The following is a 22,296-nucleotide window of genomic DNA, read 5'->3' as shown; positions in this document are numbered from 1 at the left end:
CGTGAGTGAAGACCCGTACACCCTGGCCTCCGAGGCCGCCACGGCGCTGCGTGCCGCCACCGGCCTCGACACCTTCGACGTGGCGCTCGTCATGGGGTCGGGGTGGGTGCCCGCCGCCGACGCGATCGGCGAGACGGTGAGCGAGATCCCGTTCACCGGCCTGCCGGGGTTCCGCGCCCCCGCCGTGGCGGGCCACGGCGGCAGGATCCGCGTGGTCCGCACCTCCGCGGGGCGGCACGCGCTGGTGTTCCTCGGGCGTACGCACCTCTACGAAGGGCTCGGGGTCGACGCCGTGGTGCACGGCGTGCGTACGGCGGCCGCGGCCGGGGTCCGCACGCTCGTCCTGACCAACGCGGCCGGCGGCCTGCGTCCGGAGACGCAGAACGTCGGCGATCCCGTACTGATCAGCGACCACATCAACCTGACCGGGTCCAACGCGATCACCGGCACCACGTTCCTCGACCTCACCGAGGTCTACTCCCGCCGCCTGCGCGAGCTGGCCCGCGAGATCGACCCGACGCTGGCCGAAGGCGTCTACATCGCCTTCCGCGGGCCCACGTACGAGACGCCCGCCGAGATCCGCATGTGCCGCACGCTGGGCGGCGACATGATCGGCATGTCCACCGTGCTGGAGGCCGTCGCCGCCCGCGAGGCCGGGCTTGAGGTGCTCGGCGTCTCCCTGGTCACCAACCCGGGGGCGGGCCTGTCCGACGAGCCGCTCGACCACGAGGAGGTCCTGGAGGTCGGCCGGGCCACGGCGGCCCGCATGGGCGTGCTGCTGGCCAAGGTGGTGGACCGGCTTTGAGCGTTCTGCGGCAGGCGCGCGAGTGGCTGTCCCAGGATCCCGACCCCGACACCCGCGCCGAGCTCTCCCGCTTGCTCGAGGGGGAAGACCTGGCCGCGCTCGAAGAGCGCTTCGGCGCCAGGCTCGAGTTCGGCACGGCGGGCCTGCGCGGCGAGCTCGGCGCCGGCCCCAACCGGATGAACCGCGTCACCGTCATGCGCGCCGCCGCCGGCCTGGCCGCGGTGCTCGGGCCCGGCAAGCACGTGGTGATCGGCTACGACGCGCGGCACAAGTCCGACGTGTTCGCCCGCGACACGGCCGCCGTGCTGACGGGCGCCGGGGTGCACGCCTCGCTCCTGCCCGGCCCGCTGCCCACGCCCGTGCTGGCCTTCGCCGTACGCCGCCTCGGCGCGGACGCGGGCGTGGCGGTCACCGCCAGCCACAACCCGCCGCGTGACAGCGGCTACAAGGTCTACTGGGACGACGGCTCCCAGATCGCCCCGCCGGTCGACCGTGAGATCTCGGCTGCCATCGACGCCGTCGGCCGCGTCGACCGGCTGCTGATCGACGGCCCCGGCACGCTGACGGAGCTCGGCGAGGGCATCGTCGACGACTACGTCGCCGCCGTGACGTCGCTCCCGCTGGGCGACGCCCGCGACCTGAAGGTGGCCTACACGCCGCTGCACGGGGTGGGCGCCGCCACGCTGACGGGCGCGTTCCTGGCCGCCGGGTTCCCGTCGCCGCTGGCGGTCGAGGAGCAGCGCGAACCCGATCCCCGCTTCCCGACGGTGCCCTTCCCCAACCCGGAGGAGCCGGGCGCGATGGATCTGGCCGTGGCGCTGGCCGCCAGGGCCGGCGCGGACCTGGTCATCGCCAACGACCCCGACGCCGACCGGTGCTCGGTGGGGGTGCCGCTGCCCGGCGGCGGCTGCCGCATGCTGACCGGCGACGAGGTCGGTGGCCTGCTGGCCGAGCACGTCATCGCGCACACCTCCGGCGACCGGATGGTGGCCACCACCATCGTCTCCTCGACGTTGCTCGGCAAGATCGCGCAGGCGCACGGCGTGCGCTACGGCGAGACGCTGACCGGATTCAAATGGATCATCAAGGCGGGGCCGGGGCTGGTCTTCGGCTACGAGGAGGCCATCGGCTACAGCGTCGGCACCGACGCCGGCCTCCCGGTCCGTGACAAGGACGGCATCGGTGCGGCGCTGGTGGTGGCGGGCATCGCGGCGGACGCGAAACGTGCCGGGCGTACGCTGCTGGACCTGCTCGACGACCAGGCCCGGCGGTACGGGCTGCACGCCACGGAGCAACTCTCCATCCGGGTGTCCGACCTGTCGCTGATCGCCGGCGCCATGTCACGGCTGCGCGCGGCCCCGCCCGCGACGCTCGGCGGGCGGGCGGTGTTGCGGGCCGACGACCTGGCCGGCGGCGACGGAGGCCTGCCGCCGACCGACGGGCTGCGCTACGCGCTGGAGGGGGACGCCCGCGTGGTGGTGCGCCCCTCGGGCACGGAGCCCAAGCTCAAGTGCTATCTGGAGGCGGTCGTGCCGGTGGCGGGCGAGGTCACCGAGGCACGGGCCGTGGCGGCCCGTGAGCTCGACCTCCTGCGGAGAGAACTCGCCGCCCTGCTCGACCTCTCGTAGCGGTCGTTACTCTGCGTTATTCCAGAGAGACGTACGGTGATATTCGGGAGGCCCGCGCGCGGCCCGACACGCCCACGTCATAAATTTTACTCAAGCCGCCCGTAACCCCTGCCGATCAGCCGGTTCGCCAGAGAGAACTTGTCTTTCCGCCGTACTTATGAATGCGTTTCCGCCGCGCTGGCCAAATGCATCGAGTTGCGACCGGAAGGCGATTCTGTAAAGGCCGGGGATTTCTAGCCGCCACCGATGGTTCGCCACACCGAAGCTAAAGATCGTCCTCCGAACCGCGGGCCAGAAAGTCACCTCATACCGCCCCATAACATGCCATCCAACCCGAAGCCATCAAGTATTCTCAGTTCACGCGCAAACCCTCCCCACACGCCACACATTCCGGGCAAAGCACCCCTCGGCCGGACTGTGGAAGCAAGGACATCAGCCCTTCCCACCTGTACAATTACAACGATGACCTTGAGTCCGATCGCGTGGACGCAAGGCCGAGAAGGGGCAGGGGAAGGCACGTCGAGGCGAGCGTTCCCTGTCCCCTCCTCTGATTCCGGATGATTGTCCGCTGACTCCAGGTGGGCGCCGGAAAACCGTTGGTAGAAGAGGTCTCCCGGGCAAACGGGAGACCTCTTCACTTTTCTCAGCCACACGCCGCCACGAAAGCACGAATCGCATTCCCGGCACGGTCACCTAGCGTGAGCGCGAGTCGTCATGCCATGCTTGCCGCACTACGAGGAGCTCCCGCTCTCCTGTTTGCCCAGGAGACGAGAAACACGAGCCCCCCCATAGACCGGCGCCGAAAAGCGGCCTCATTCCGTGCCGCGATTCGACGCACCCACCTGGAGTCGAACCGAACACCGATGTTCCCGGACAAGAGGAGATCACCGATGGCGACATCGCCCGCACGTACCGGCAGGAGCCGCCGCCCGCAGGCCCCCGCACCCGTTCAGCCGTCCGGCAGGCCCGTGTCCTGGGTGATCGCGTTCATGAGCGCGCTGGTCACCTACCCGATCTTCGTCGACATGCTGCTTCCCCAGGGCTACAGCCTGTGGGCGGCCGTGGCCGTCGCGTCCGCGGCCTGCCTGGGCGCGGGCCGGGCCACGCGGATGATGGCGTTCGGCCCGGCCCGCCAGGGCGCGGCCGGCGCCGTGCTCACCCCTTCGTTCCTCGCGCGGGTGGCGACGTTGGTCATCCGGGCCGCCGTCACACCGCGCCCCCAGGACAACGACCCTCCAGACGGAGCGCCGTAGCCCGTTTCCTGACGTTGGTGGTCTCATCGTGGGACCACCAGGGCGACCTCAGAGAAGGAAGCAACCAAACATGGTTGTCCCAGCTATGGTTGAACCATCGCTGGATGCTTCGTCCCTGGAGGCTTCGCTATGGACCACTTCATCGGGCGCAAGCGGGAACTCGACGCTCTCGGCCGCTACTTCAACCGGGTGGGCACCGGAGATCGGCCAGGCCGAGCCATCCTCATGCGAGGGAGGCGTCGGGTGGGGAAGTCGCGCCTCGCGGAGGAGTTCATCCGCCGGAGCGGCGTGCCCAGCCTCTTCTTCACGGCGGCCCAGCAACCGCTGGCTGACCAGTTCGAGAACTTCATCGCAAGCGCGGGCGCCTCAGACCTGCCTGAGGCGTCGCTCTTCGAGCAGGTCACGCCCACTTCCTGGGACCGCCTGCTCGTGCTGCTGGCACAGGCCGTCCCCCAGGACGCGCCGAGCATCGTCGTCATCGACGAGCTCCCCTACATGATCCATCAAGACCCTCATCTCGAAGGGAAGCTGCAGTACGTCTTCGACCGCCATCTCTCGCGCCGCCCGATGCTCCTCATCCTCATCGGTTCCGACATGTCCATCATGGAAGCGATCAACCAGTACGACCGCCCGTTCTACATGCGGGCATCGGAAATGGTGGTCAATCCGCTCACCGTCGCCGACGTGGCGGACAAGCTCGACCTGCCCGCCACGGAGGCCGTCGACGCACACCTGATCACCGGTGGCATGCCCATGATCCTCGACGAATGGCCGGCCGGGGCCACGGCTCGTGACTTTCTGCGCACCGTCGTCCCGGACCCGACCTCGGCTCTGACCGTGAGCGGCGTGCGAGCCATGGCGGCGGAGTTCCCACCCGAAGCACAGCCGAGAACCCTGCTGAGGGCCATCGGATCCGGACAACGCACCTACTCGTCGCTCTCCAAGGCCTCCGGAGGAGTGCCCGGCTCGTCGGTCCAGCGCGGTCTGCGGATCCTGCAGGAGAAGCGCATGGTCACGGCGGAGGTTCCGCTTTCCGTGCGCCCGTCGAAAGAACGCCGCTACCACATCGCGGACACGCACCTGCGTTTCTGGCTGTCCTTCATCGAACCCGGCCTGCCGCAGATCGATCGTGCCCGCGGCGACCTCGTGCTGAAACAGATAGAACGTTCATGGACGGCCTGGCGCGGAGTCGCCGTCGAGCCCTTGATCCGCGAGTCGCTTCGCCGTATGGACGGTCTGCCCGACGCGACGGGAGCGATCGGAGGCTTCTGGACCAGGACCAACGATCCGGAGATCGACATCGTCGGCGCCGACCGGGAGCCGGTCGCGAAGCAGATCACGATGGTCGGGTCCGTCAAATGGCTGGAGAACCGCCCGTTCGATCATCATGACCTGAGCGAGCTCATCGTGCACCGGTCCAAGATGCCAGGAGCCGACTCCTCCACGCCGCTCTACACCGTCTCCCGCAGCGGCTGCGAGGTCGAGGGCGTCACGCACATCACCCCTGAGCACCTGGTCGACGCCTGGCGATGAGCACGGATGGTCTCAGCGATGAGACCAACACGAAATCAGGTCCGCTGGAGACCGGGGTTGAGACCAACAGCGCGTGTTGGTCTCAACCATGAGACCTACTCAGGCGATGCGGAACTGCAGGTCGGTGTCCCAGTTGTGCATGTCGGGCTCGACCCTGGGATCGGTCTGGAAGAGCTCCAGCCGGCAGCCCCAGTGCTCCGTCCCGTCCTTCTCCGCCAGGTCCCAGGCCAGCCCCTGCTCCTCGCCCCACTTCAGCAGCGCCTCGATGACGCCGAAGAGCTGGTCGGGGTGGCCGTGGTGGGACGTGACGGCGTAGCGGCCGGCGGGCAGGGTGGCGGCGAAGATGTCGCCCTCGCCCTCCACCGGCCCGGCCACCGGGACGCCCGCCTGCACCACCAACCGGTCCTGCGGCATGTTGATGGCGTCGTACCTGAGGAAGGGCGCTCCGGCGGGGGCGTGGCCGCGTTGGGCGAGCCAGCCGATGATCTCACCGATCCGGTCGGCGACGAGGCCGAAGGTGGTCATGGTGATGGTCCCGCGCACCCCGACGTACGGCCGCTCGGAGAATTCGACGATCTGTGGCATGTTCTTGTTCCTCCTTCATCAACCTGTACGGAGCGGCGCCGCGAAACTCATCGGCAGGCCGAAGAAGGGGAACAGACCGGGATCGAGGTAGGTGGTCTCGCCCGCGATGCGGCCACCGGCGACGTCGAGGACGACCAGGGCGAACGGCTCGCCGTTCAGGTACTGGCCGAAGGCCGGTGAGCCGTTCGCCCTGACCGGCAGCAGGCGGGAGCCCTCGCACGGGGCCCGGCCGCTCGCGGCGGCCGCGGTCAGGACCGTGTGGATGTGCTCGCGCCCGCGCAACCACCACGCGAACGGCGGCATCGACGACGTCGCGTCCTCGTGCAGCAGCGACACCAGCGCGGCCACGTCGTACCGTTCGAACGCCGACACGTAGCGGGCGAGCAGGCCCTCGTCCACCGTCGCGTCGGCCTCCTCGGCCGGGGGGAGCTTGGCGCGGGCGCGCTGGAGCGCGCTGTTGACCGACGGGACGGTGGTGGACAGCAGGGCGGCCGTCTCGGCGGCCGACCACCTGAGGACGTCGCGGAGGATGAGCACGGCGCGCTGCCGTGGCGGCAGGTGCTGGAGTGCCGCCACGAACGCCAGCCGGATCGTCTCCCGCGTGACGGCGAGCTCGGCCGGGTCGAGCACCCGGACGTCCGGGACGGGCTGGATCCAGCGGCTCTCCGGGAGCGGCGCGCCCAGGGCGTCGCCTGGGGTGGCGGCGGGCCCCAGGTCCATGGCGCGGGCGCGGCGCTGCGGGCCCCTGAGCATGTCGAAGCAGACGTTCGTGGCCAGGTGGAACAGCCACGCGCGCAGCCCGCCCCGAGCGGCGTCGTACGTCCGCCAGGCTCTGACGAACGTCTCCTGCACCGCGTCCTCGGCTTCGAAGCCCGAGCCGAGCATGCGGTAGCAGTAGCCGGTCAGCGCCACCCGGTGGTGTTCGAGCTCCTCCTCGACGGCTGTCATCCGGCCGGAACCACCGCGATCTGGAGCTCGGTCACCCATTCGTCCAGGTTATCCGGGCAGTGCAGGGAGACCTCCCTGGCCAGGGCGAGCGAACGGTAGCCGTGCTCCTCGATCCAGTGGGCCAGGGTCTGGAACGTCTTCCCCACCTCCTCCATCGACCCGTGGTGGATGATCGTGGCCGCCGTCTCGATGGCGGGCAGGTCGGTCACCTGGAGGTCGTGGTCGCCGGGCGCCACGGACACCGGCAGGCAGGCGTGGACCATGATCGAGCCGTCGTCCTCCTCCTCGTAGTAGGCGACCCCCGGGCCCACGACCTTGACCGCGGCCTCCTCCACGCGGCGGCAGAGCTCGGCGAAGAGAAGCTGGATGACCGGGCCGATGTCCTCTCCTTCGTAGCTGGCCGCTCTGGCGCTGAGCTCGGCGACCCTGACCGGGGCGACGCGCTTCAGCACGACCTCCGCACTCTCCATGTGGCCCTCCGTTTCGATCGTCCGCAGGCGTGCCTCGACGCTGCGCAACCTCGCCAGGTCGGCGCTGATCCGGGCTTCGAGCTGGGCGCGGCGCATACGTACCATGCCGTGCAGCTCCTCCGTGCTGACCTTCTCGTCGAGGATGGCCCTGACCTGCTCCAGCGTGAAGCCGAGGTCCTTGATCGCGACGATGCGGTTGAGCCGGGACAGTTGCGCGGCCTGGTAGGAGCGGTAGCCGTTGACCTGGTCCACGTGCGCGGGGCGCAGCAGCCCGATCGCGTCGTAGTGCCGCAACATGCGTACGGACACCAGCCCCAGCCTGGCGAACTCTCCGATGGTGAACATGACGTCTCCGGTCTAGGGCCTCACACGGTGTCAGAGTCAACTATGGAGATTTTTCGGGAGTTGGGGTAGTTTGCGAGGCGACCGAACGTTCGGTAGGAGCCATGATCGTCAACCTCACGGACCCTGACACCGATGCGCACGAGCGGATCAGGACGGCCGCGGTGCTGCTGTTCGCCCGGCAGGGCTACGCCGCGACGAGCATCAGGGACCTCGGCCGGGCCGTCAACATGACCAACGCCGGGATCTATCACCACGTGGCGAGCAAGGAGGCCCTGCTCGCCGACCTCATGCGCGTCGCCCAGCAGGGCCTGAACGACGCCACGGAAGGCATGCTGGCCACGGCCGGCGGCCCGGCCGATCGGCTGGCCCTGCTGATCGGCTCGCTCACCGCCGTCCACGCCCTCAACCCCCTGACCACCCGCGTCATGGACGGCGAGCTGCGCTCCCTGACGCCGGGCTCGGCCGCCCACGACGAGATCATCGCCCTGCGCGACGCGTACGAGGCCCACTGGAAGCGCACGCTGGCCGACGGCGTCGCCGGGGGCGCCTTCCGCGTCGCCGACCAGAAGCTGACCCGCCTCGCCCTGATGTCGATGTGCACCGGCACCAGCGAGTGGTACCGCCCCGACGGGGACTCCACGCTGGAGCAGGTGTGCGCCGAGTTCGTCACGATCGGCCTGGCCGCCGTACGCGCCCCCGTCCAGGTCACGACAAGTCCTGACTTCTCCCTGCTGCCCGACTTTCCGTGGGAGCCGCCGGATGCACACAACGATCCCCGACCTGATGAGGCACGCCGCTAGAACGTACGGCACGCGCGAGTTCCTCCGCTTCCCCGACACCTCGCTGACCTTCGACGCCGCGGACGCCCGGTCGGACCGCCTGGCCGCCGCCCTGACCGACCAGGGCGTGCGCCGGGGCGACCGGGTGGCGATCATGCTGGACAATGTGCCCGAATGGCCGCTGAGCTGGCTCGCGGTCCTGAAGGCCGGGGCGATCGCCGTCCCGGTGAACGTGCGCTACCAGGCGGCCGACCTGGCTCACGTCCTCGACGACTCGGGCGCGGTGCTGACACTGACCACGGACGGCCTGGCCGCGATCAACCCGGGTCCGTGCCACGACCCGCGGACCCTGATCCGGCAGGCGGGCGACCGGAGCCCGCAGGTCCCCGTCGAAGCCGACGATGTTGCCAATTTCCAGTACACGTCGGGCACCACGGGCTTCCCCAAAGCCTGCATGCTCACCCACGACTACTGGCTCAGGACCGCCCAGATCGTCGCCGACCAGGCACGCCTCCGCGACGACGACGTCATGATCATCGCCCAGGCGTACTCGTACATGGACCCCCAATGGGTCACCGTGCTCTGCCTCGCCGGCGGCATCCCCCTCGTGGTGCTCCCCCGCTTCTCCGCCTCCGGCTTCTGGAACTCGGCCAGGGAGCACGGCGCGACGCTCACGTACGTGCTCGGCACCATGCCCCTGCTGCTGCACAAGCAGCCGCCCCACCCGCGTGACCGCGACAACCGCGTGCGGCTCGTGCTCTGCTCGGGCATCCCGCCCGAGCTGCACCGCACGTTCGAGCAGCGCTGGGGCGCGCCATGGCGCGAGCTCTACGGCTCCACGGAGAGCGGCCCCGACCTGGTGGCAGCCGTCGACGCGGACGACACGGTCGGCACCGGCGCCATGGGCGTCGCGCCCCCGGGCAAGGAGGTCGAGCTCGACGGCAACGGCGAGATCCTGGTCAGGGGCGTGCCCATGATGAAGGGCTACTGGAACCACCCCGACGCGACCGCGCACGCCTTCAGAGGCGGCTGGTACCACACGGGCGACCTGGGCGTCCGCGACGGCCACGGCTACCTCCACCACGCCGGGCGGCTGAAGGACATGGTGCGCAGGGGCGGCGAGAACATCTCCTGCGCCGAGGTCGAACGCGTGCTCGCCCAGCACCCGGCGGTCCTGCAGGCGGCCCTGGTGCCCGTCCCCGACGACCTGTGGGGCGAGCTGCCCAAGGCGTTCCTCCAGCTGCGCCCCGGTCACGCCGCCGACGCGCGTACCGCCATGGACGTCATCGAGCACGCCAGAGGCCGGCTGGCCCGCTTCAAGATCCCGGCTTACGTGGAGTTCGTCGAGTCGTTCACGCTCACCCCGTCGGCCCGTATCGAGAAACGCCACCTGCTCCATCCCGAACGCGACCAGCGCGCCGCTCCCGCCATCCCCGTCGGCAAGGAGAGACCATGATCGAAGTGACCGAACGCGACGAGGTGGCGCTGATCACCCTCGCCCGACCCGCCAAGCTCAACGCCCTCACCACCGGCATGCGCGGGGACCTCGCGGCGGCCGTACGCGACCACGGCGACGGCAAGGGCGCCAGGGGCATCGTGGTCACCGGCACGGGCCGGGCGTTCTCCGCCGGGGAGGACATCCACCAGGCCGCCGGCCGTTCGCTGGTCGACGAGGTGGCGTCGTTCCACGACATGACCAGGGCCGTGCTGGAGACGCGCGTGCCGGTCGTGGCGGCGGTCAACGGCCTGGCCGTCGGCGGGGCCGCCGAGTGGACGCTCTGCTTCGACACGCGCATCGGCACCCCGTCGGCCGAGTATTTCCTCCCCGAGAACCACATCGGCCTGTCGATCTCGAACGCCGCGAGCTACCTGCTTCCCCGCCTGGCGGGCGCGCGGGCGCTGCGGCTGGTGCTCGACTCGACCCGCATGAGCGCGCAGGACGCCCTGGCCGCGGGCCTGCTGGACGAGATCGTCGCCCCGGAGGCGCTGCTCGACGCGGCGATCGCCCGGGTGCACCACTGGACCGCGCCCGGCACGGCCACCGCCGTGCACCTCGGGCTGCTGCGGCCGCCGGCACACGAGGTCGAGCGGGCCTTCGAGGCGGAGACGGAGGCGGCCAGGCTCGTGGAGGAGGCGGGCATCGCCCAGGCGGGCATGACGAGGTTCATCGACCGCAGGCGCCGGCCTGGCCAGGACTCTCCCGGCTGAGGAACGGCCACGGAGCTCCTGACGGGCCGGCGGCCATCGCGGTGGTGGTCAGGCGACGACGATCGCGGCGACCACCAGGGCGATCGCGGCCGCCAGCACGGCGATGGAGTCGTAGGACCAGGTGACCCGGGGCGGCGCCGCCTGCTCGTCGCGGCGCCTGGCCGCCTCGGCGCGCTCGCGGATCTGGTCGCCCACCCAGTCGGCGTGGGTCTTGCCCGCGAACGCCTCGACCGCCGCCTGCTCCGACCTGGAGAGCGTCGGCTCGGTCGTGAAACGCCCGCGTTGCCGCCTGGGGGCGCCGCGCCGCTGCGCCTTGGCCCGCTCTCTGGCGCTGCTCATCGGCGTCCACAACCGCAGCACCCGCTCGTCGCCGTGGTGGACATTGATGGAGTGGGAGACCGTGACGTCGTCGATGGAGGCCCACGACAGGAACGTCGTGCGGAACGGGTTGCGCCCCACCAGGCCCTCCTGCGTGAACACGGTGGCGGGCCTGAGCGCGATCGAGTAGACCAGCGCCGTCAGCGCCCCCAGCACGGCCAGCGCCACCAGCGACGACTTGCCGGTGTAGTGGGCGATGAGGTCCCACACGTTGAACGCGACGAAGGCCAGCCACACCCACGCCAGCGCGAACGCGGTCTTGGAACGGTAGGACTCTTTCACGACTGCCACTTGATCTGCGCGAACCCGGGCTTGATCACGCCGTTGATCAACGCCAGCCGCTCGTCGAACGGGATGAACGCCGACTTCATCGCGTTGACCGTGAACCACTGCAGGTCGTCCCAGCCGTAGCCGAACGCCTCGACCAGCTTGTGGAACTCCCGTGACACGCTCGTCGAGCTCATCAGCCGGTTGTCGGTGTTGACCGTGACCCGGAAGTGCAGCCGCCGCAGCAGCCCGATGGGGTGCTCGGCGATCGACGCGGCGGCGCCGGTCTGCAGGTTGGAGGTCGGGCACATCTCCAGCGGGATGCGCTTGTCGCGCACGTAGGCGGCAAGGCGCCCCAGCTTGGCGGGCTCGTCGCCGGCCACGGTGATGTCGTCGATGATGCGCACGCCGTGGCCGAGCCGGTCGGCGCCGCACCACTGGATGGCCTGCCAGATCGACGGCAGCCCGAACGCCTCGCCCGCGTGGATGGTGAAGTGGGCGTTCTCCCGCTGCAGGTATTCGAACGCGTCGAGGTGCCGCGTGGGCGGGTAGCCCGCCTCGGCGCCCGCGATGTCGAAGCCGACGACGCCCACGTCGCGGTAGCGCACGGAGAGCTCGGCGATCTCCCTGGAGCGTGCCTGGTGCCGCATGGCCGTCAGCAGCGTGCCGACGTGGATGTCACGCCCTTCCGACCCCTGCCTGAACCCCTCGAGCACGGCCTCGACCACCTGGTCGAGGCTCAGCCCTCTGGAGGTGTGCTGCTCCGGCGCGAAGCGCACTTCGGCGTAGACCACCCCGTCGGCGGCCAGGTCTTGAGCGCACTCGGAGGCGACGCGCACCAGGGACTCGCGCGTCTGCATGACCCCGACCGTGTGGTCGAACGTCTCGAGGTAGCGCTCGAGCGAGCCCGAGTCGGATGCCTCCTCGAACCACTGGCGCAGGTAGTCGGGGTCGTGGGTGGGCAGCCGGCCGTAGTCGGTCTCCCGGGCCAGCTCGACGATCGTCTCGGCGCGGAGCCCGCCGTCGAGGTGATCGTGCAGCAACACCTTGGGAGCCCGCCGGATCTGGTCAAGCGTGGGGCTCATCTCGCCATGATATGAGCACCGCCCGGTTTTCCGGGTTACGGCTCAGTCGCGACCGGCCGACTCCGGGCTGAACGCGGGCAGGCACACGGCGATGTACTCGGCCCCTTCGGGACCGGCGCTGTATCTGACCTTCTCCCCCGGCGAGGTCACCACCGACTGCCCCGCCTCGACCTCGGTCGTGCCCTCCGCGTGCTCCACGATCACCGTGCCGCGCAGGACCACGGTGTACTCGGTGAACGACGGCGTCTGGGCGGGCTCCTCCCAGCCGGCCGGCGCGACCATGCGGGCGATGGAGATCGTCTCGTCGCCGCTGCCGACCCGGCCCACGTGCTCGTCAATGATCTTGCCACCGGGCACCGGAATGCGCGCGGCCCCCTCGATCTTCCTCACCACCCCAGGCTACTGAACGCGAACCCGTGACGTCAGGTGGCGCAAGCCTGGGGTGGCAGGAGACTGTCGGTGGTTGGTGACAGGATCACCGGCATGGTTTCCGTACGTACGACTCCGCCGCGGCCCGTCGAGGTGACCGCGATCTTTCCTGAGCTGGCTCCGCTGGCGCGTCCTGCGATCCGGCTGCACCCTCGTCCCGGGTCGCCTTCGGCGGGGGAAAGCTCGGTCGGGGGACCGTTGCTGTGGCCAGTTGAGGAGCCGTGGCCACACTGCGAAAGCGCGCACCCGGACAGTGGGTTCCGCCGGTCTCCGGCAGACGTACGGCTGGAGAGGCGCAGGCTGGCCCGGCTACACCTTGATCCCCACGGTCCCGAGTTCACGACCGAGGAGGAGGCGATCAAAGAACAGAATGCCGCGAGGCTCGCGAAGCGGCTCGACGCCGGCCCTCCCTGGCCCGCGGAGTGCCCGGTCCCCATGGTGCCCGTGGCTCAGCTTCATCTGCGCGACATACCCCTGTTACGGCCGCCCGGAGAGGCCGATCTGCTCCAGGTCCTCTGGTGTCCCTACGACCATGATCCGGACTGGAAACCCGCGACCGCAGTGTTCTGGCGGTCCGCCGCCTCGGTCGTCGATGTCCTCGCCACGCCGCCGGAACCGTATGAGGCGAACAGCTCAGGCTATGTGCCGGAGCCCTGTCTGCTGGCACCGGACGCGATCATCGAATACCCCAACAGCCTTGAGCTGAGCCCGGAGATGAGGCTGGCGGTGGGCGACTGGAGCAGGTGGCAGACGGCCGACGTGGGCGTGGGCGTGGACAGTGCGTACGCGGACTTTCCGGAGGAGTTCTATGACGGCAATCTGGCTGGCGCTCCCGGATGGAAGGTCGGGGGCTGGCCGCCATGGGGCCGCACCGACCCCTACTATCGACACTGCACTGTCTGCGACGCTCAGATGACCCCGCTGCTGACCATCGCCTCCTACGAATGGGACGATGGGCAGCGCGGCTGGGCACCGTACGAAGACCAAACCGCCTACGCTGCCGGTCACATCCCCGGCCAGGACCAGGCGCAGCCGACGAAGGTCGAAGTGGGCAGCACGGACAATATGCAGCTCTACGTCTGCCCGGCCTCTCCCGAGCATCCACACACCGACCTGATCCAGTGAACGGCCTGGCCTGTCACACACCCGCCCGTGCGACCTCCCCGAAGAAGGCACACTCCCGCTCCGGCTGGGCGAACTGCTCGTCATCACGCGTCCAAGCTCAGTAACCGGTGCTCAGGGGCAAGGGCTCAGTGGGCCACGTCGATGACCAGCCGGCTGGGCGCGTCCTGTTCCTGGATCTGGAAGGCGGCCCGCCGCTTGAGCACCAGACCGATGCCGACGCGGCCCTCGAAGTCGCCGGTCCTGACGACGTCGGCGAGGTTGCGCAGTTTGGCGTGGTAGATCGGGCCGCCCTCCCACGTGGGCGTGCCGTCCTCGTCGTGGGCCTGGGAGGGGAAGAGCGTGACGAGGAGGTACGCGCCGCCGCGGATGTCGATCGGCCGGCCGGAGCCGTCCTCCACGAACTCGTCCACCCATCGCACGTTGTAGCCGGGTATCTCGCCGTCGAGGTCGATGACCACGCGGTCGTACGTCCTGTGCCCGGCGTACCGCACGCCCGTCACGATGGCGGGCTCGATGCCGTCGCGCCGGACGTCCACCTCGGCGGTGCTCGTCGGGACGTTGCGGCCGGGAGTGTCGCGGGCCGTGGCGGATGACCTGGTCGGTCCGGGCGATCCGGGCAGGGCGGCCTGCTGGGCCGGGCCGCAGGCGGTGAGCGCGGCGAGACAGGTCAGCGTGGCCAGGGCGCGCGAGCGCGACGACCGGCGGCCGGGCGGGGATGGCGAGCGCATGCCCGGTAGATGCCCCGCCCCGCCTCGCCGCAAGCCGCGTTTCCGCAGATCGCGCCGCTCCTTCGGGCCGGCAGCCGGGCGAAACACGCAAACGGTCCCGCATCGCGCGGGGCCCATGGCCGGACGAAACGTGCGAACGGCATCGTGAAAGGGCCCAGGCCGGGCCGTCCAGTGCATGGCGCCCGCCGTACCGGCCCGGACACGTCCGGGACGGAGCCGGGCGAGCCAAGCGTCCTGGAAGAACGTATGCAATTGCATTCACCGAGGTGGTACCCTCCGCGACATGGACGAGGAGTTCGTGGTCGGCACCTGGCACTACGTCCTGGCCAAGCACGCCAAGGCCATGTGCGCCCTGGAGCGCGAGCTGGGCGACCGGCACGGCCTGGGGCCCAGCGAGTTCGAGGTGCTCGACCGGATCGTCCACCACGACAGGAAGCTGCGCATCCAGGAGCTCTGCGACGAGGTCCACCTGAGCCAGAGCGCCCTGTCACGGGTGGTGGCGCGGCTGGAGAAGGGCGAGCTGGTCTCGCGCGGCGTGTGCGACGCCGACCGGCGGGGCGTCTACGTGTCCATCACCGACGCGGGACGGGCCCGGCACGCCGAGGCCCTCCCCACGCAGCGCGCCGTCCTGCTCCAGGTCTTCGCCGGCGCCCCCGCCCCGAGCGGGGTCGTGGTCACGGGGCGGTGACGCGTTCGATGATCAGTGGCGGCCGTGCCACGTCCGCGGGGCCCACCGCGTAGCCGCCGTCCAGCGCCTCCAGCGCCCGCTCGAAGCGGGCCGTCTCGTCGGCGTGGAGGGTCAGCAGCGGCTGCCCCTCGCGCACCGGGTCACCGGGCTTGGCGTGCAGCGTGATGCCCGCCCCCGCGGAGACCGGGTCCTCCTTGCGCGCCCGGCCCGCGCCGAGCCGCCAGGCGGCCAGCCCGACGGCGTACGCGTCGAGCCGCGTCAGCACGCCCGACGCCGGCGCCCGCACCGTGGTGGTCTCGGCCGCCCTGGGCAGCGGGGCTCCGGGGTCACCGCCCTGGGCGGCGATCATGCGGCGCCAGGAGTCCATCGCCGAGCCGTCGGCCAGCGCCTTCGCCGGGTCCTTGCCGGACACCCCGGCGGCGGCCAGCATCTCCCGCGCCAGGCGTACGGTCAGCTCCACCACGTCGGCGGGCCCTCCGCCGGCCAGGACCTCGACGGCCTCCTCGACCTCCAGGGCGTTGCCCACGGCCCGCCCGAGCGGCCGGTCCATGGCCGTCAGCAGCGCGACCGTGCGCACGCCCGCGTCCGTGCCGAGCGCGACCATGGTCTCGGCCAGTTCTCTCGCCGTCTCCGGGGTCTTCATGAACGCCCCCGAGCCGACCTTCACGTCGAGGACGAGCGAGCCGGTGCCCTCGGCGATCTTCTTCGACATGATCGAGGAGGCGATCAGCGGGATGGACTCCACGGTGCCGGTGACGTCGCGCAGGGCGTACAGCTTCTTGTCGGCGGGCGCGAGGCCCGAACCGGCGGCGCAGACGACCGCCCCGACCTCGCGCAGGACGTGCAGCATCTCGTCGTTGGAGAGCGAGGCGCGCCAGCCGGGGATCGCCTCGAGCTTGTCGAGCGTGCCGCCGGTGTGGCCGAGGCCGCGGCCAGACAGCTGCGGCACGTACGCCCCGCACGCCGCCACGAGCGGCGCCAGCGGCAGCGTGATCTTGTCGCCGACCCCGCCGGTCGAGTGTTTGTCGGCGGTGGGGCGGTCGAGCGCGGACCAGTCCATACGCTCGCCCGAACGGATCATCGCCTGGGTCCAGGCGGCGATCTCGCGCCGGTCCATTCCGTTCAGCAGGATCGCCATGGCCAGCGCGGACATCTGCTCGTCGGCCACGCCGCCGCGCGTGTAGGCGTCGATCACCCAGTCGATCTGGGCGGTGGTCAGCTCGCCGCCGTCGCGCTTGGCGCGGATGACCTCGATCGCGTCCATCACGAGCTCCGGCTGAGGTCCTGCGGGCCGAACGCGTACGGCAGGATCTCGCGCATCGGCTTCGGCCCGTCGACGGTCTCGACCAGCAGGTCGTCGCCGCCGAACTCGTAGAGGAGCTGGCGGCAGCGCCCGCACGGCATCAGCAGCTCGCCGTGGCCGTCGACGCAGGTGAAAGCCACCAGCCGGCCACCGCCCGACTGGTGCAGCGCCGACACCAGGCCGCACTCGGCGCACAGGCCGACGCCGTAGGAGGCGTTCTCGACGTTGCAGCCGGTGACCACCCGGCCGTCGTCGACCAGCGCCGCGGCCCCCACGGGGAACTTGGAGTAGGGCGCGTACGCGTTGCGCATGGCCTCGGCGGCCCTCGCGCGCAGGCTCTCCCAGTCGATGCTCAATGTTGATCCCCCCTGCGGTAGCTCACGCCGTCGGCCTTGGGCATGCGCAGCCGCTGCGAGGCGACCAGCAGCACGATCAGCGTGAGCACGTGCGGCGTGATGTAGACGAACTCGTTCGGCAGCTTGTCGACGGTCAGCCAGAGCCAGAACAGCACGACCATACCCGCGGCGGCGGCGGCCATCATGGTGTACTCCTTCGCGCCGCTGGTCACCATCTCGGCCGGTTCGCCCGACGCCAGCCGGCGGCGGACCTGCTGCCCGAGATAGATGAGCAGCAACACGGCGCCGAACAGGAAGAACGAGGTGACCGCCCCCGAGCTGCGCAGCTGCAGGCCGTCGGCGTAGCCGAACAGCGCGGCGCCGCCGGCGAGCCCGCCGGGACGCCAGTTGCCGAAGATCATGGCGGCCAGGCCGATGAAGCCGCGGCCCTGCGTCTGCCCCTCCACGTATTTCGTGGAGACGAAGACGAGGAACACGCCGCCGAGCCCGGCGAACGCGCCGGAGATGACGACGGCGACGTACTTGATCAGGTAGACGTTCACGCCGAGCGACTCGGCCGCCCACGGGTTCTCGCCCGCCGAGCGCAGCCGCAGGCCGAAGGCCGTGCGCCAGAGCACGAAGAACGTCAGCGGCAGCAGGAGGACGGCCAGGACCGCCAGCACGTTGACGTCGTGGGTGAGCCCGCGCAGGATGCCGGCGAGGTCGGACAGCAGGAACCAGTGGGTGCTCTCCAGCTTCCCGAGCAGGTCGGGCCCGTCCGACAGCACCGGCAGGCTGACCCGCGGCGGCAGGGTGATCGCGGGCGAGGTGGTGATGCCCGCGCCCGCGTCCGCCGCCTGGGTGCCCTCCTTGTAGAGCACCTCCGACAGGAAGCGGGTGACGCCGGGGCCGAGCAGGTTGATCGCGACGCCGCTGATGATGTGGTCGACGCCGAACGTCACGGTGGCGATCGCGTGCAGCAGCCCGCCGAGCGCGCCGCCGAGCAGGCCCGCGACCAGCGCGGCCACGGCGCCCCACTGGTATCCGGCCCAGCCGGCGAACCAGGTGCCGAGCACCATCATGCCCTCGAGGCCGATGTTGACCACGCCCGCTCGCTCGGCCCACAACCCGCCCAGGCCGGCCAGTCCGATCGGCACCGCGAACAGCAGCGCGGATGCGAACGTGCCGGACGAGGTGATGTCGGTGTGGCCCGACACGACCCGGACCAGCGACAGCAGCAGGAGGAGCACGGCGACGCCGAGGAGCGCCACGTGGTATTTCCCGACCCTGGTCATGCTCCCACCTCAACCGGAGAGTTCCCGCCGAGCTGCCGGGCGGCCCGGCGTTCTTCGAGTCTGAGCGCGAGGCGGTTGGTCACCTCGTTGGCCACGACGACCAGCAGCACGATCACGCCTTGCATGATCGTGATGACGGACGGCGGCACGTCCGCGATCTGCAGCGCGCCCTGTGCCCGGTCGAGGAACGCGAACAGCAGCGCGGCGATCGCGATGCCCACGGGCTTGTTCCTGCCGAGCAGCGCCACCGCGATGCCGAGGAAGCCGAGCCCGGGGGTGAAGTTGGAGTTGAAGGCGCCCCGGTCGCCGAGGATCTCGGGCAGGCCGATGAGCCCGGCGATCGCGCCGGACATCACCATCGCGGCGATCACCATCGTCTTGGGGTTGACGCCGGAGGCGAGCGCCGCCGGGCCGTTGAGCCCGCTGGCCTTGACGTCGAAGCCGAACCGGGTGCGCTCCAGCACCACCCAGACCACCAGGCCGAGCACGACCGCCACGAGGAGGAATCCCCACACGCCGCCGCCCCGGGTGGGCGGGAGCATGCCGAACCAGTCGAAGAAGAAGTTCAGGTTGGGGAACATGGCCGACTCGGGGAGGTCCGGCGTCGTCGTGGTGAGCTCGCCCTCGGCCCGCTGCCCCGTGAACGGGCCGCGTACGAGGTAGGAGGTCAGGCTGAGCGCGATGTAGTTCAGCATGATCGTGGAGATGACCTCGTTCACGCCCCTGGTCACCTTCATCACCGCGGGGATCAGCGCGTAGAGGCCGCCGACGACCGCGGCGACCAGGATGATCACCGCGATCTGGATCGGCTTGGGCGCCGTGAACGTCGAGCCCACGTAGGCCGCGCAGATGGCCGCCAGGCGATACTGGCCCTCCACGCCGATGTTGAAGAGGTTCATGCGGAAGCCCACGGCCACCGCAAGACCGGCGATGAACAGCGGCACCGCGCGGTTGAGGAAGGCCGCGATGCCGTTCGACTGCGACCGGGCGCTCGCGCCGAAGTCGAAGAAGGCGGCGAACGCGGCGAGCGGGTCGGCTCCCGCGGCGACGATGGCGACACTGCAGATCGCGATCGCCAGGACGATGGCGACGGCGGCGCCGACGACGGTGAACAGCGCCCGGTTGAGCCCCGCGGGCATCACGACTCCTCAGTGCCGGCGATGGCGCCGGTCATGTAGCCGCCCAGCCGCTCGGGCGTGATGTCGGACGGGTCGAGCGCGGCCACGAGGCGGCCGCGGTAGATCACCTGGATGCAGTCGGACAGGCCGATCAGCTCGTCGAGGTCGGCGGAGATGAGCAGCACGGCCAGACCGGCCGCCCTGGCCTCGCGCAGGTGGTCCCAGATCGCGGCCTGGGCGCCGACGTCCACGCCCCGGGTGGGGTGGGCGGCGATGAGGAACCGGGGCTCGCCGCTCATCTCGCGGCCCACGATCAGCTTCTGCTGGTTGCCGCCGGACAGCGCCAGGGCCAGCGTGTCGACGCCGGGCGTGCGTACGTCGTAGTCCTCGACGATGCGCCAGGTGTCGGCCTTGGCGGCTCCCCGGTTGATCCAGATGCCGCTGCGCGCGGGTTTCCTGGTCTGGTGGCCGAGCACGCGGTTCTCCCACAGCGACGCCTCCAGCAGCAGGCCCTGGCGGTGGCGGTCTTCCGGGATGTAGCCGATGCCGGCCTCCCGGCGTCTCAGCGTGGACCAGCCGCTGAGGTCCTGCTCGCCCAGCGCGATGCCGCCGTGCGCCGGGCGGATGCCCATGATCGCCTCGATCAGCTCGCTCTGGCCGTTGCCTTCGACGCCGGCCAGGCCGAGGATCTCGCCCTTGTGGATCTCGAAGGACACGTCGTCGAGCAGCAGCCGGCTGCCCTCCTCGCGCAGCAGGTCGGCGTAGCGCTCGACCGGCATGCCCTTGGGCACGGCGCGGTGGCCGTCGGCCTCCATGGTGAGGTGCGACACCTTCAGCATCACCGTGTCCGTCACCGTGGACTCGCGCGTCTCGGGCGTGGGCAGCTCGCTTCCCACCATCAGCTCGGCGAGCTGCCGGGCGGTCACCTCGTGGGGATCGACGCTCGCGACGGTGGTGCCGCGCCGGATCACGGTGATCTCGTCGGCGATGTCGAGCACCTCGTCGAGCTTGTGGGAGATGAAGATGACTGTCAGGCCTTCGGCCGTGAGCTCGCGCAGGTTCTGGAAGAGCTCGTCGACCTCCTGCGGGACGAGCACGGCGGTCGGCTCGTCGAGGATGAGGATGCGGGCGCCGCGGTAGAGGACCTTGAGGATCTCCACGCGCTGGCGGTCGCCGACGCCGAGGTCCTCCACCAGCCTGCCGGGATCGACGCGCAGGCCGTGGGTGGCGGCCAGCTCGGTGATGCGCTTCGTGGCCGCGCCGACGTCGAGCCTGCCGGCCTTCGTCGGCTCGGCGCCGAGGATGATGTTCTCCAGCACGGTGAAGTTGTCGGCCAGCATGAAGTGCTGGTGGACCATGCCGATGCCGGCGTCGATGGCGTCGCTCGGCGAGCGGAAGCTGACGTCCTGGCCGCCGACCTTGATCGTCCCCTCGTCCGGCTTCTGCATTCCGTAGAGGATCTTCATCAACGTCGACTTGCCGGCGCCGTTCTCCCCGACGATCGCGTGCACCGTGCCCTGCCGGACGGAGATGTGGATGTCATGGTTGGCCACGACGCCGGGGAAGCGCTTGGTGATGCCCTCGAGCTCGACGGCGGGTCTCGCCGTGTCGAGGGTGTCCGAGCTCATGTGCTCACCGCTCCCAGGTCGTCGGTCGGTGCTGGCTCACTTCGCCTCTCCTAGCGGCAGGGCGGCATGGGCGAAGGCCCGAAGTTGCGGACTCCGGGCCCTCGCGTGGTCATGTGCCTGATTACGGCTTGGACGGGACCGTGATCTTGCCCTCGACGATGTCCTTCTTGGCCGCGTCGAGCTTGTCCTTGATGTCGTCGATCTCGCCGCCCGTGGTGGCCAGACCGACGCCGTCGACCTTGAGGTCGTAGGTGATGTTGGAGCCGCCCTTGGCGCCGCCCTGGAAGGCCTTGACGAACTCGAACACGCCGACGTCGACGCGCTTGAGCATCGAGGTCATGATGACCGACTGCAGGTCGCTCTCCTTGACCGTCTGGCGCTGGTCGGAGTCGACGCCGATGGCCTTCTTCTTGGCCGCGGCGGCCGCCTGGAACACGCCGAGGCCGGAGTCGCCGGCGGCGTGGTAGACGATGTCGGCGCCGTCCTGGAACATCTTCTCGGCCGCGACCTTGCCCTTGTCGGGGGCCTTGAACCCGGAGAAGTCGCCGTCAGGGGTCAGGTACTTCACGTCGATCTTGGCGTCCGACTTGACCGACTTCACGCCGGCCTCGAAGCCCGCCTCGAATTTCTTGATCAGGTCGTTCTCGACGCCGCCGACGAAGCCGACGTGGCCGCTTTCCGCCTTGGTCGCGGCGGCGACACCCGCCAGGTAGGAGCCCTGCTCCTCGGCGAACAGCAGGCCGGTCACGTTGGGCGCGTTGGAGGCGGAGTCGACGACCGCGAACTGGATGTCGGGGTATTCCTCCGCGGTCTTCTTGATGTCCTCGCCGTAGGCGAAGCCGACTCCGATGATGGGGTTGTAGCCGGCGTCGGCCAGCTGGCGCAGCAGGTCGCCGCGGTTGGAGCCGTCGGAGGCCGGGCTCAGCTCCTTGATCTCGGCGCCGAGCTCCGTCTTGGCCTTCTCCAGGCCCGCGTACGCCGCGTCGTTGAACGACTTGTCGCCGCGCCCGCCGATGTCGAAGGCGAGACCGACCTTGAGCGCGCCCTCGGACTCGCCGGCCGGCGCCTCGCTCGCGGTGGTGCCCCCACCAGTGTCGCCGCCGCAGGCGGCCGCTGCCATGAGCATGACGCCGGCCACCGTGCCGACCGCCATCCTGCTGAATCGCTTGCCGAGCAAGGCGACTCCTTCCATTTCCCCGCCGTCTTCCTCCGCTGCGAGTTCGTCGCGCGCGCCAAGGAGCGTACGGCACCTGCACGGAAGATAGTTGGTTGACCAGGGCAGACCAAACCAGCACACAGTGTCGCAACCGCTCCGTTATCGACATCAAGCGCGTCCGTGACCTGAAGCGGGCGTCAGGCTCGG

At 70.3% G+C, this 22,296-nt stretch carries 22 protein-coding genes; 9 read left to right on the top strand and 13 right to left on the bottom strand.

Going from position 1 to position 22,296, the window contains the following annotated elements:
• Position 1 precedes the first annotated feature (1 nt).
• The 4 genes from ABGB14_RS27300 to ABGB14_RS27285 all read left to right on the top strand — a co-directional run bounded on the left by ABGB14_RS27300 (position 2) and on the right by ABGB14_RS27285 (position 5,219).
• Positions 2-805 (top strand): purine-nucleoside phosphorylase, encoded by an 804-nt coding sequence (locus ABGB14_RS27300; protein WP_347646664.1) that lies wholly within the window; start codon positions 2-4, stop codon positions 803-805.
• Complete coding sequence (locus tag ABGB14_RS27295) at positions 802-2,433, top strand: phospho-sugar mutase (RefSeq protein WP_347646663.1); 1,632 nt, start codon at positions 802-804, stop codon at positions 2,431-2,433. Before ABGB14_RS27300 ends, ABGB14_RS27295 begins: the two co-directional genes overlap by 4 nt.
• Positions 2,434-3,323: 890 nt before the next feature.
• A complete protein-coding gene (locus ABGB14_RS27290; RefSeq protein ID WP_347646662.1) occupies positions 3,324-3,686 on the top strand; it encodes a hypothetical protein in 363 nt (120 codons plus the stop codon).
• 129 nt (positions 3,687-3,815) lie between these two features.
• The gene (locus ABGB14_RS27285) at positions 3,816-5,219 is read left to right on the top strand and encodes an ATP-binding protein (RefSeq protein WP_347646661.1); all 1,404 of its coding nucleotides are present in this window, start codon (positions 3,816-3,818) and stop codon (positions 5,217-5,219) included.
• A gap of 99 nt (positions 5,220-5,318) precedes the next feature.
• Here the strand turns inward: ABGB14_RS27285 and ABGB14_RS27280 are convergent, their stop codons facing one another.
• Genes ABGB14_RS27280 through ABGB14_RS27270 form a run of 3 tightly spaced genes read right to left on the bottom strand, consistent with a single transcriptional unit; the run spans position 5,319 to position 7,567 of the window.
• A complete protein-coding gene (locus ABGB14_RS27280; RefSeq protein WP_347646660.1) occupies positions 5,319-5,804 on the bottom strand; it encodes a GyrI-like domain-containing protein in 486 nt (161 codons plus the stop codon).
• An 18-nt stretch (positions 5,805-5,822) separates the two neighbouring features.
• A complete protein-coding gene (locus tag ABGB14_RS27275) occupies positions 5,823-6,752 on the bottom strand; it encodes a sigma-70 family RNA polymerase sigma factor (RefSeq protein WP_347646659.1) in 930 nt (309 codons plus the stop codon).
• Entirely contained in the window at positions 6,749-7,567 is an 819-nt protein-coding gene (locus ABGB14_RS27270) for a MerR family transcriptional regulator (protein WP_347646658.1), read from the bottom strand. The genes ABGB14_RS27275 and ABGB14_RS27270 overlap by 4 nt, the downstream gene beginning before the upstream one ends.
• Positions 7,568-7,668: 101 nt before the next feature.
• Here ABGB14_RS27270 and ABGB14_RS27265 point away from each other — a divergent pair, with 101 nt between their 5' ends.
• The 3 genes from ABGB14_RS27265 to ABGB14_RS27255 are packed head-to-tail and all read left to right on the top strand — an operon-like array spanning position 7,669 to position 10,554.
• Positions 7,669-8,367: a TetR/AcrR family transcriptional regulator gene (locus ABGB14_RS27265; protein WP_347646657.1), complete on the top strand. Its 699-nt coding sequence runs from the start codon at positions 7,669-7,671 to the stop codon at positions 8,365-8,367.
• Positions 8,327-9,802 carry an AMP-binding protein gene (locus ABGB14_RS27260; RefSeq protein ID WP_347646656.1) on the top strand — a complete coding sequence of 492 codons (1,476 nt, stop codon included), beginning with the start codon at positions 8,327-8,329 and terminating at the stop codon, positions 9,800-9,802. The genes ABGB14_RS27265 and ABGB14_RS27260 overlap by 41 nt, the downstream gene beginning before the upstream one ends.
• On the top strand, positions 9,799-10,554 hold the full coding sequence (locus ABGB14_RS27255; protein ID WP_347646655.1) for an enoyl-CoA hydratase/isomerase family protein: 756 nt from the start codon (positions 9,799-9,801) through the stop codon (positions 10,552-10,554). Before ABGB14_RS27260 ends, ABGB14_RS27255 begins: the two co-directional genes overlap by 4 nt.
• A gap of 48 nt (positions 10,555-10,602) precedes the next feature.
• Here ABGB14_RS27255 and ABGB14_RS27250 read toward each other — a convergent pair whose 3' ends face one another.
• The 3 genes from ABGB14_RS27250 to ABGB14_RS27240 are packed head-to-tail and all read right to left on the bottom strand — an operon-like array spanning position 10,603 to position 12,674.
• The gene (locus ABGB14_RS27250; RefSeq protein ID WP_347646654.1) at positions 10,603-11,214 is read right to left on the bottom strand and encodes a PH domain-containing protein; all 612 of its coding nucleotides are present in this window, start codon (positions 11,212-11,214) and stop codon (positions 10,603-10,605) included.
• Positions 11,211-12,284: an adenosine deaminase gene (locus tag ABGB14_RS27245; protein ID WP_347646653.1), complete on the bottom strand. Its 1,074-nt coding sequence runs from the start codon at positions 12,282-12,284 to the stop codon at positions 11,211-11,213. The genes ABGB14_RS27250 and ABGB14_RS27245 overlap by 4 nt, the downstream gene beginning before the upstream one ends.
• Positions 12,285-12,326: 42 nt before the next feature.
• Positions 12,327-12,674: a cupin gene (locus ABGB14_RS27240; protein ID WP_347646652.1), complete on the bottom strand. Its 348-nt coding sequence runs from the start codon at positions 12,672-12,674 to the stop codon at positions 12,327-12,329.
• A gap of 483 nt (positions 12,675-13,157) precedes the next feature.
• On the opposite strand from ABGB14_RS27240, the gene ABGB14_RS27235 reads away from it, so the two are divergent.
• Positions 13,158-13,838, top strand: coding sequence for a hypothetical protein (locus ABGB14_RS27235; RefSeq protein ID WP_347646651.1), 681 nt, complete (start codon positions 13,158-13,160; stop codon positions 13,836-13,838).
• A 125-nt stretch (positions 13,839-13,963) separates the two neighbouring features.
• Here ABGB14_RS27235 and ABGB14_RS27230 read toward each other — a convergent pair whose 3' ends face one another.
• Positions 13,964-14,566 (bottom strand): hypothetical protein, encoded by a 603-nt coding sequence (locus ABGB14_RS27230; protein WP_347646650.1) that lies wholly within the window; start codon positions 14,564-14,566, stop codon positions 13,964-13,966.
• A 283-nt stretch (positions 14,567-14,849) separates the two neighbouring features.
• Between ABGB14_RS27230 and ABGB14_RS27225 the strand changes: the two genes are divergently transcribed.
• On the top strand, positions 14,850-15,254 hold the full coding sequence (locus ABGB14_RS27225) for a MarR family transcriptional regulator (protein ID WP_347646649.1): 405 nt from the start codon (positions 14,850-14,852) through the stop codon (positions 15,252-15,254).
• Here the strand turns inward: ABGB14_RS27225 and ABGB14_RS27220 are convergent.
• From ABGB14_RS27220 to ABGB14_RS27195, 6 genes are all read right to left on the bottom strand, one after another.
• Positions 15,241-16,518 carry a thymidine phosphorylase gene (locus tag ABGB14_RS27220; protein ID WP_347646648.1) on the bottom strand — a complete coding sequence of 426 codons (1,278 nt, stop codon included), beginning with the start codon at positions 16,516-16,518 and terminating at the stop codon, positions 15,241-15,243. The two genes, ABGB14_RS27225 and ABGB14_RS27220, sit on opposite strands and share 14 nt — an antisense overlap.
• Positions 16,518-16,913, bottom strand: a complete 396-nt coding sequence (locus ABGB14_RS27215) for a cytidine deaminase (protein WP_347616626.1) — start codon at positions 16,911-16,913, stop codon at positions 16,518-16,520. Before ABGB14_RS27215 ends, ABGB14_RS27220 begins: the two co-directional genes overlap by 1 nt.
• A complete protein-coding gene (locus tag ABGB14_RS27210) occupies positions 16,910-18,187 on the bottom strand; it encodes an ABC transporter permease (protein ID WP_347646647.1) in 1,278 nt (425 codons plus the stop codon). The genes ABGB14_RS27215 and ABGB14_RS27210 overlap by 4 nt, the downstream gene beginning before the upstream one ends.
• Positions 18,184-19,326, bottom strand: coding sequence for an ABC transporter permease (locus ABGB14_RS27205; protein ID WP_347646646.1), 1,143 nt, complete (start codon positions 19,324-19,326; stop codon positions 18,184-18,186). The genes ABGB14_RS27210 and ABGB14_RS27205 overlap by 4 nt, the downstream gene beginning before the upstream one ends.
• A complete protein-coding gene (locus tag ABGB14_RS27200; RefSeq protein WP_347646645.1) occupies positions 19,326-20,933 on the bottom strand; it encodes an ABC transporter ATP-binding protein in 1,608 nt (535 codons plus the stop codon). The genes ABGB14_RS27205 and ABGB14_RS27200 overlap by 1 nt, the downstream gene beginning before the upstream one ends.
• Positions 20,934-21,054: 121 nt before the next feature.
• A complete protein-coding gene (locus tag ABGB14_RS27195; RefSeq protein WP_347646644.1) occupies positions 21,055-22,110 on the bottom strand; it encodes a BMP family ABC transporter substrate-binding protein in 1,056 nt (351 codons plus the stop codon).
• Positions 22,111-22,296: the final 186 nt, after the last annotated feature.

This window comes from Nonomuraea sp. B10E15, from assembly GCF_039871615.1.
In the GTDB taxonomy this organism is placed as follows: domain Bacteria; phylum Actinomycetota; class Actinomycetes; order Streptosporangiales; family Streptosporangiaceae; genus Nonomuraea.
The sequence above is the reverse complement of the archived record's forward strand: the minus strand, read 5'-3'. Positions and strand labels throughout refer to the sequence as shown.

Excerpts from the sequence above, each read along its gene's own strand:
- ABGB14_RS27290 (WP_347646662.1), top strand. The coding sequence starts at position 3,324 with ATGGCGACATCGCCCGCACGTACCGGCAGGAGCCGCCGCCCGCAGGCC.
- ABGB14_RS27285 (WP_347646661.1), top strand. The coding sequence starts at position 3,816 with ATGGACCACTTCATCGGGCGCAAGCGGGAACTCGACGCTCTCGGCCGC.
- ABGB14_RS27280 (WP_347646660.1), bottom strand. The coding sequence starts at position 5,804 with ATGCCACAGATCGTCGAATTCTCCGAGCGGCCGTACGTCGGGGTGCGC.
- ABGB14_RS27275 (WP_347646659.1), bottom strand. The coding sequence starts at position 6,752 with ATGACAGCCGTCGAGGAGGAGCTCGAACACCACCGGGTGGCGCTGACC.
- ABGB14_RS27270 (WP_347646658.1), bottom strand. The coding sequence starts at position 7,567 with ATGTTCACCATCGGAGAGTTCGCCAGGCTGGGGCTGGTGTCCGTACGC.
- ABGB14_RS27265 (WP_347646657.1), top strand. The coding sequence starts at position 7,669 with ATGATCGTCAACCTCACGGACCCTGACACCGATGCGCACGAGCGGATC.
- ABGB14_RS27260 (WP_347646656.1), top strand. The coding sequence starts at position 8,327 with ATGCACACAACGATCCCCGACCTGATGAGGCACGCCGCTAGAACGTAC.
- ABGB14_RS27255 (WP_347646655.1), top strand. The coding sequence starts at position 9,799 with ATGATCGAAGTGACCGAACGCGACGAGGTGGCGCTGATCACCCTCGCC.
- ABGB14_RS27245 (WP_347646653.1), bottom strand. The coding sequence starts at position 12,284 with ATGAGCCCCACGCTTGACCAGATCCGGCGGGCTCCCAAGGTGTTGCTG.
- ABGB14_RS27230 (WP_347646650.1), bottom strand. The coding sequence starts at position 14,566 with ATGCGCTCGCCATCCCCGCCCGGCCGCCGGTCGTCGCGCTCGCGCGCC.
- ABGB14_RS27225 (WP_347646649.1), top strand. The coding sequence starts at position 14,850 with ATGGACGAGGAGTTCGTGGTCGGCACCTGGCACTACGTCCTGGCCAAG.
- ABGB14_RS27220 (WP_347646648.1), bottom strand. The coding sequence starts at position 16,518 with ATGGACGCGATCGAGGTCATCCGCGCCAAGCGCGACGGCGGCGAGCTG.
- ABGB14_RS27210 (WP_347646647.1), bottom strand. The coding sequence starts at position 18,187 with ATGACCAGGGTCGGGAAATACCACGTGGCGCTCCTCGGCGTCGCCGTG.
- ABGB14_RS27205 (WP_347646646.1), bottom strand. The coding sequence starts at position 19,326 with ATGCCCGCGGGGCTCAACCGGGCGCTGTTCACCGTCGTCGGCGCCGCC.
- ABGB14_RS27200 (WP_347646645.1), bottom strand. The coding sequence starts at position 20,933 with ATGAGCTCGGACACCCTCGACACGGCGAGACCCGCCGTCGAGCTCGAG.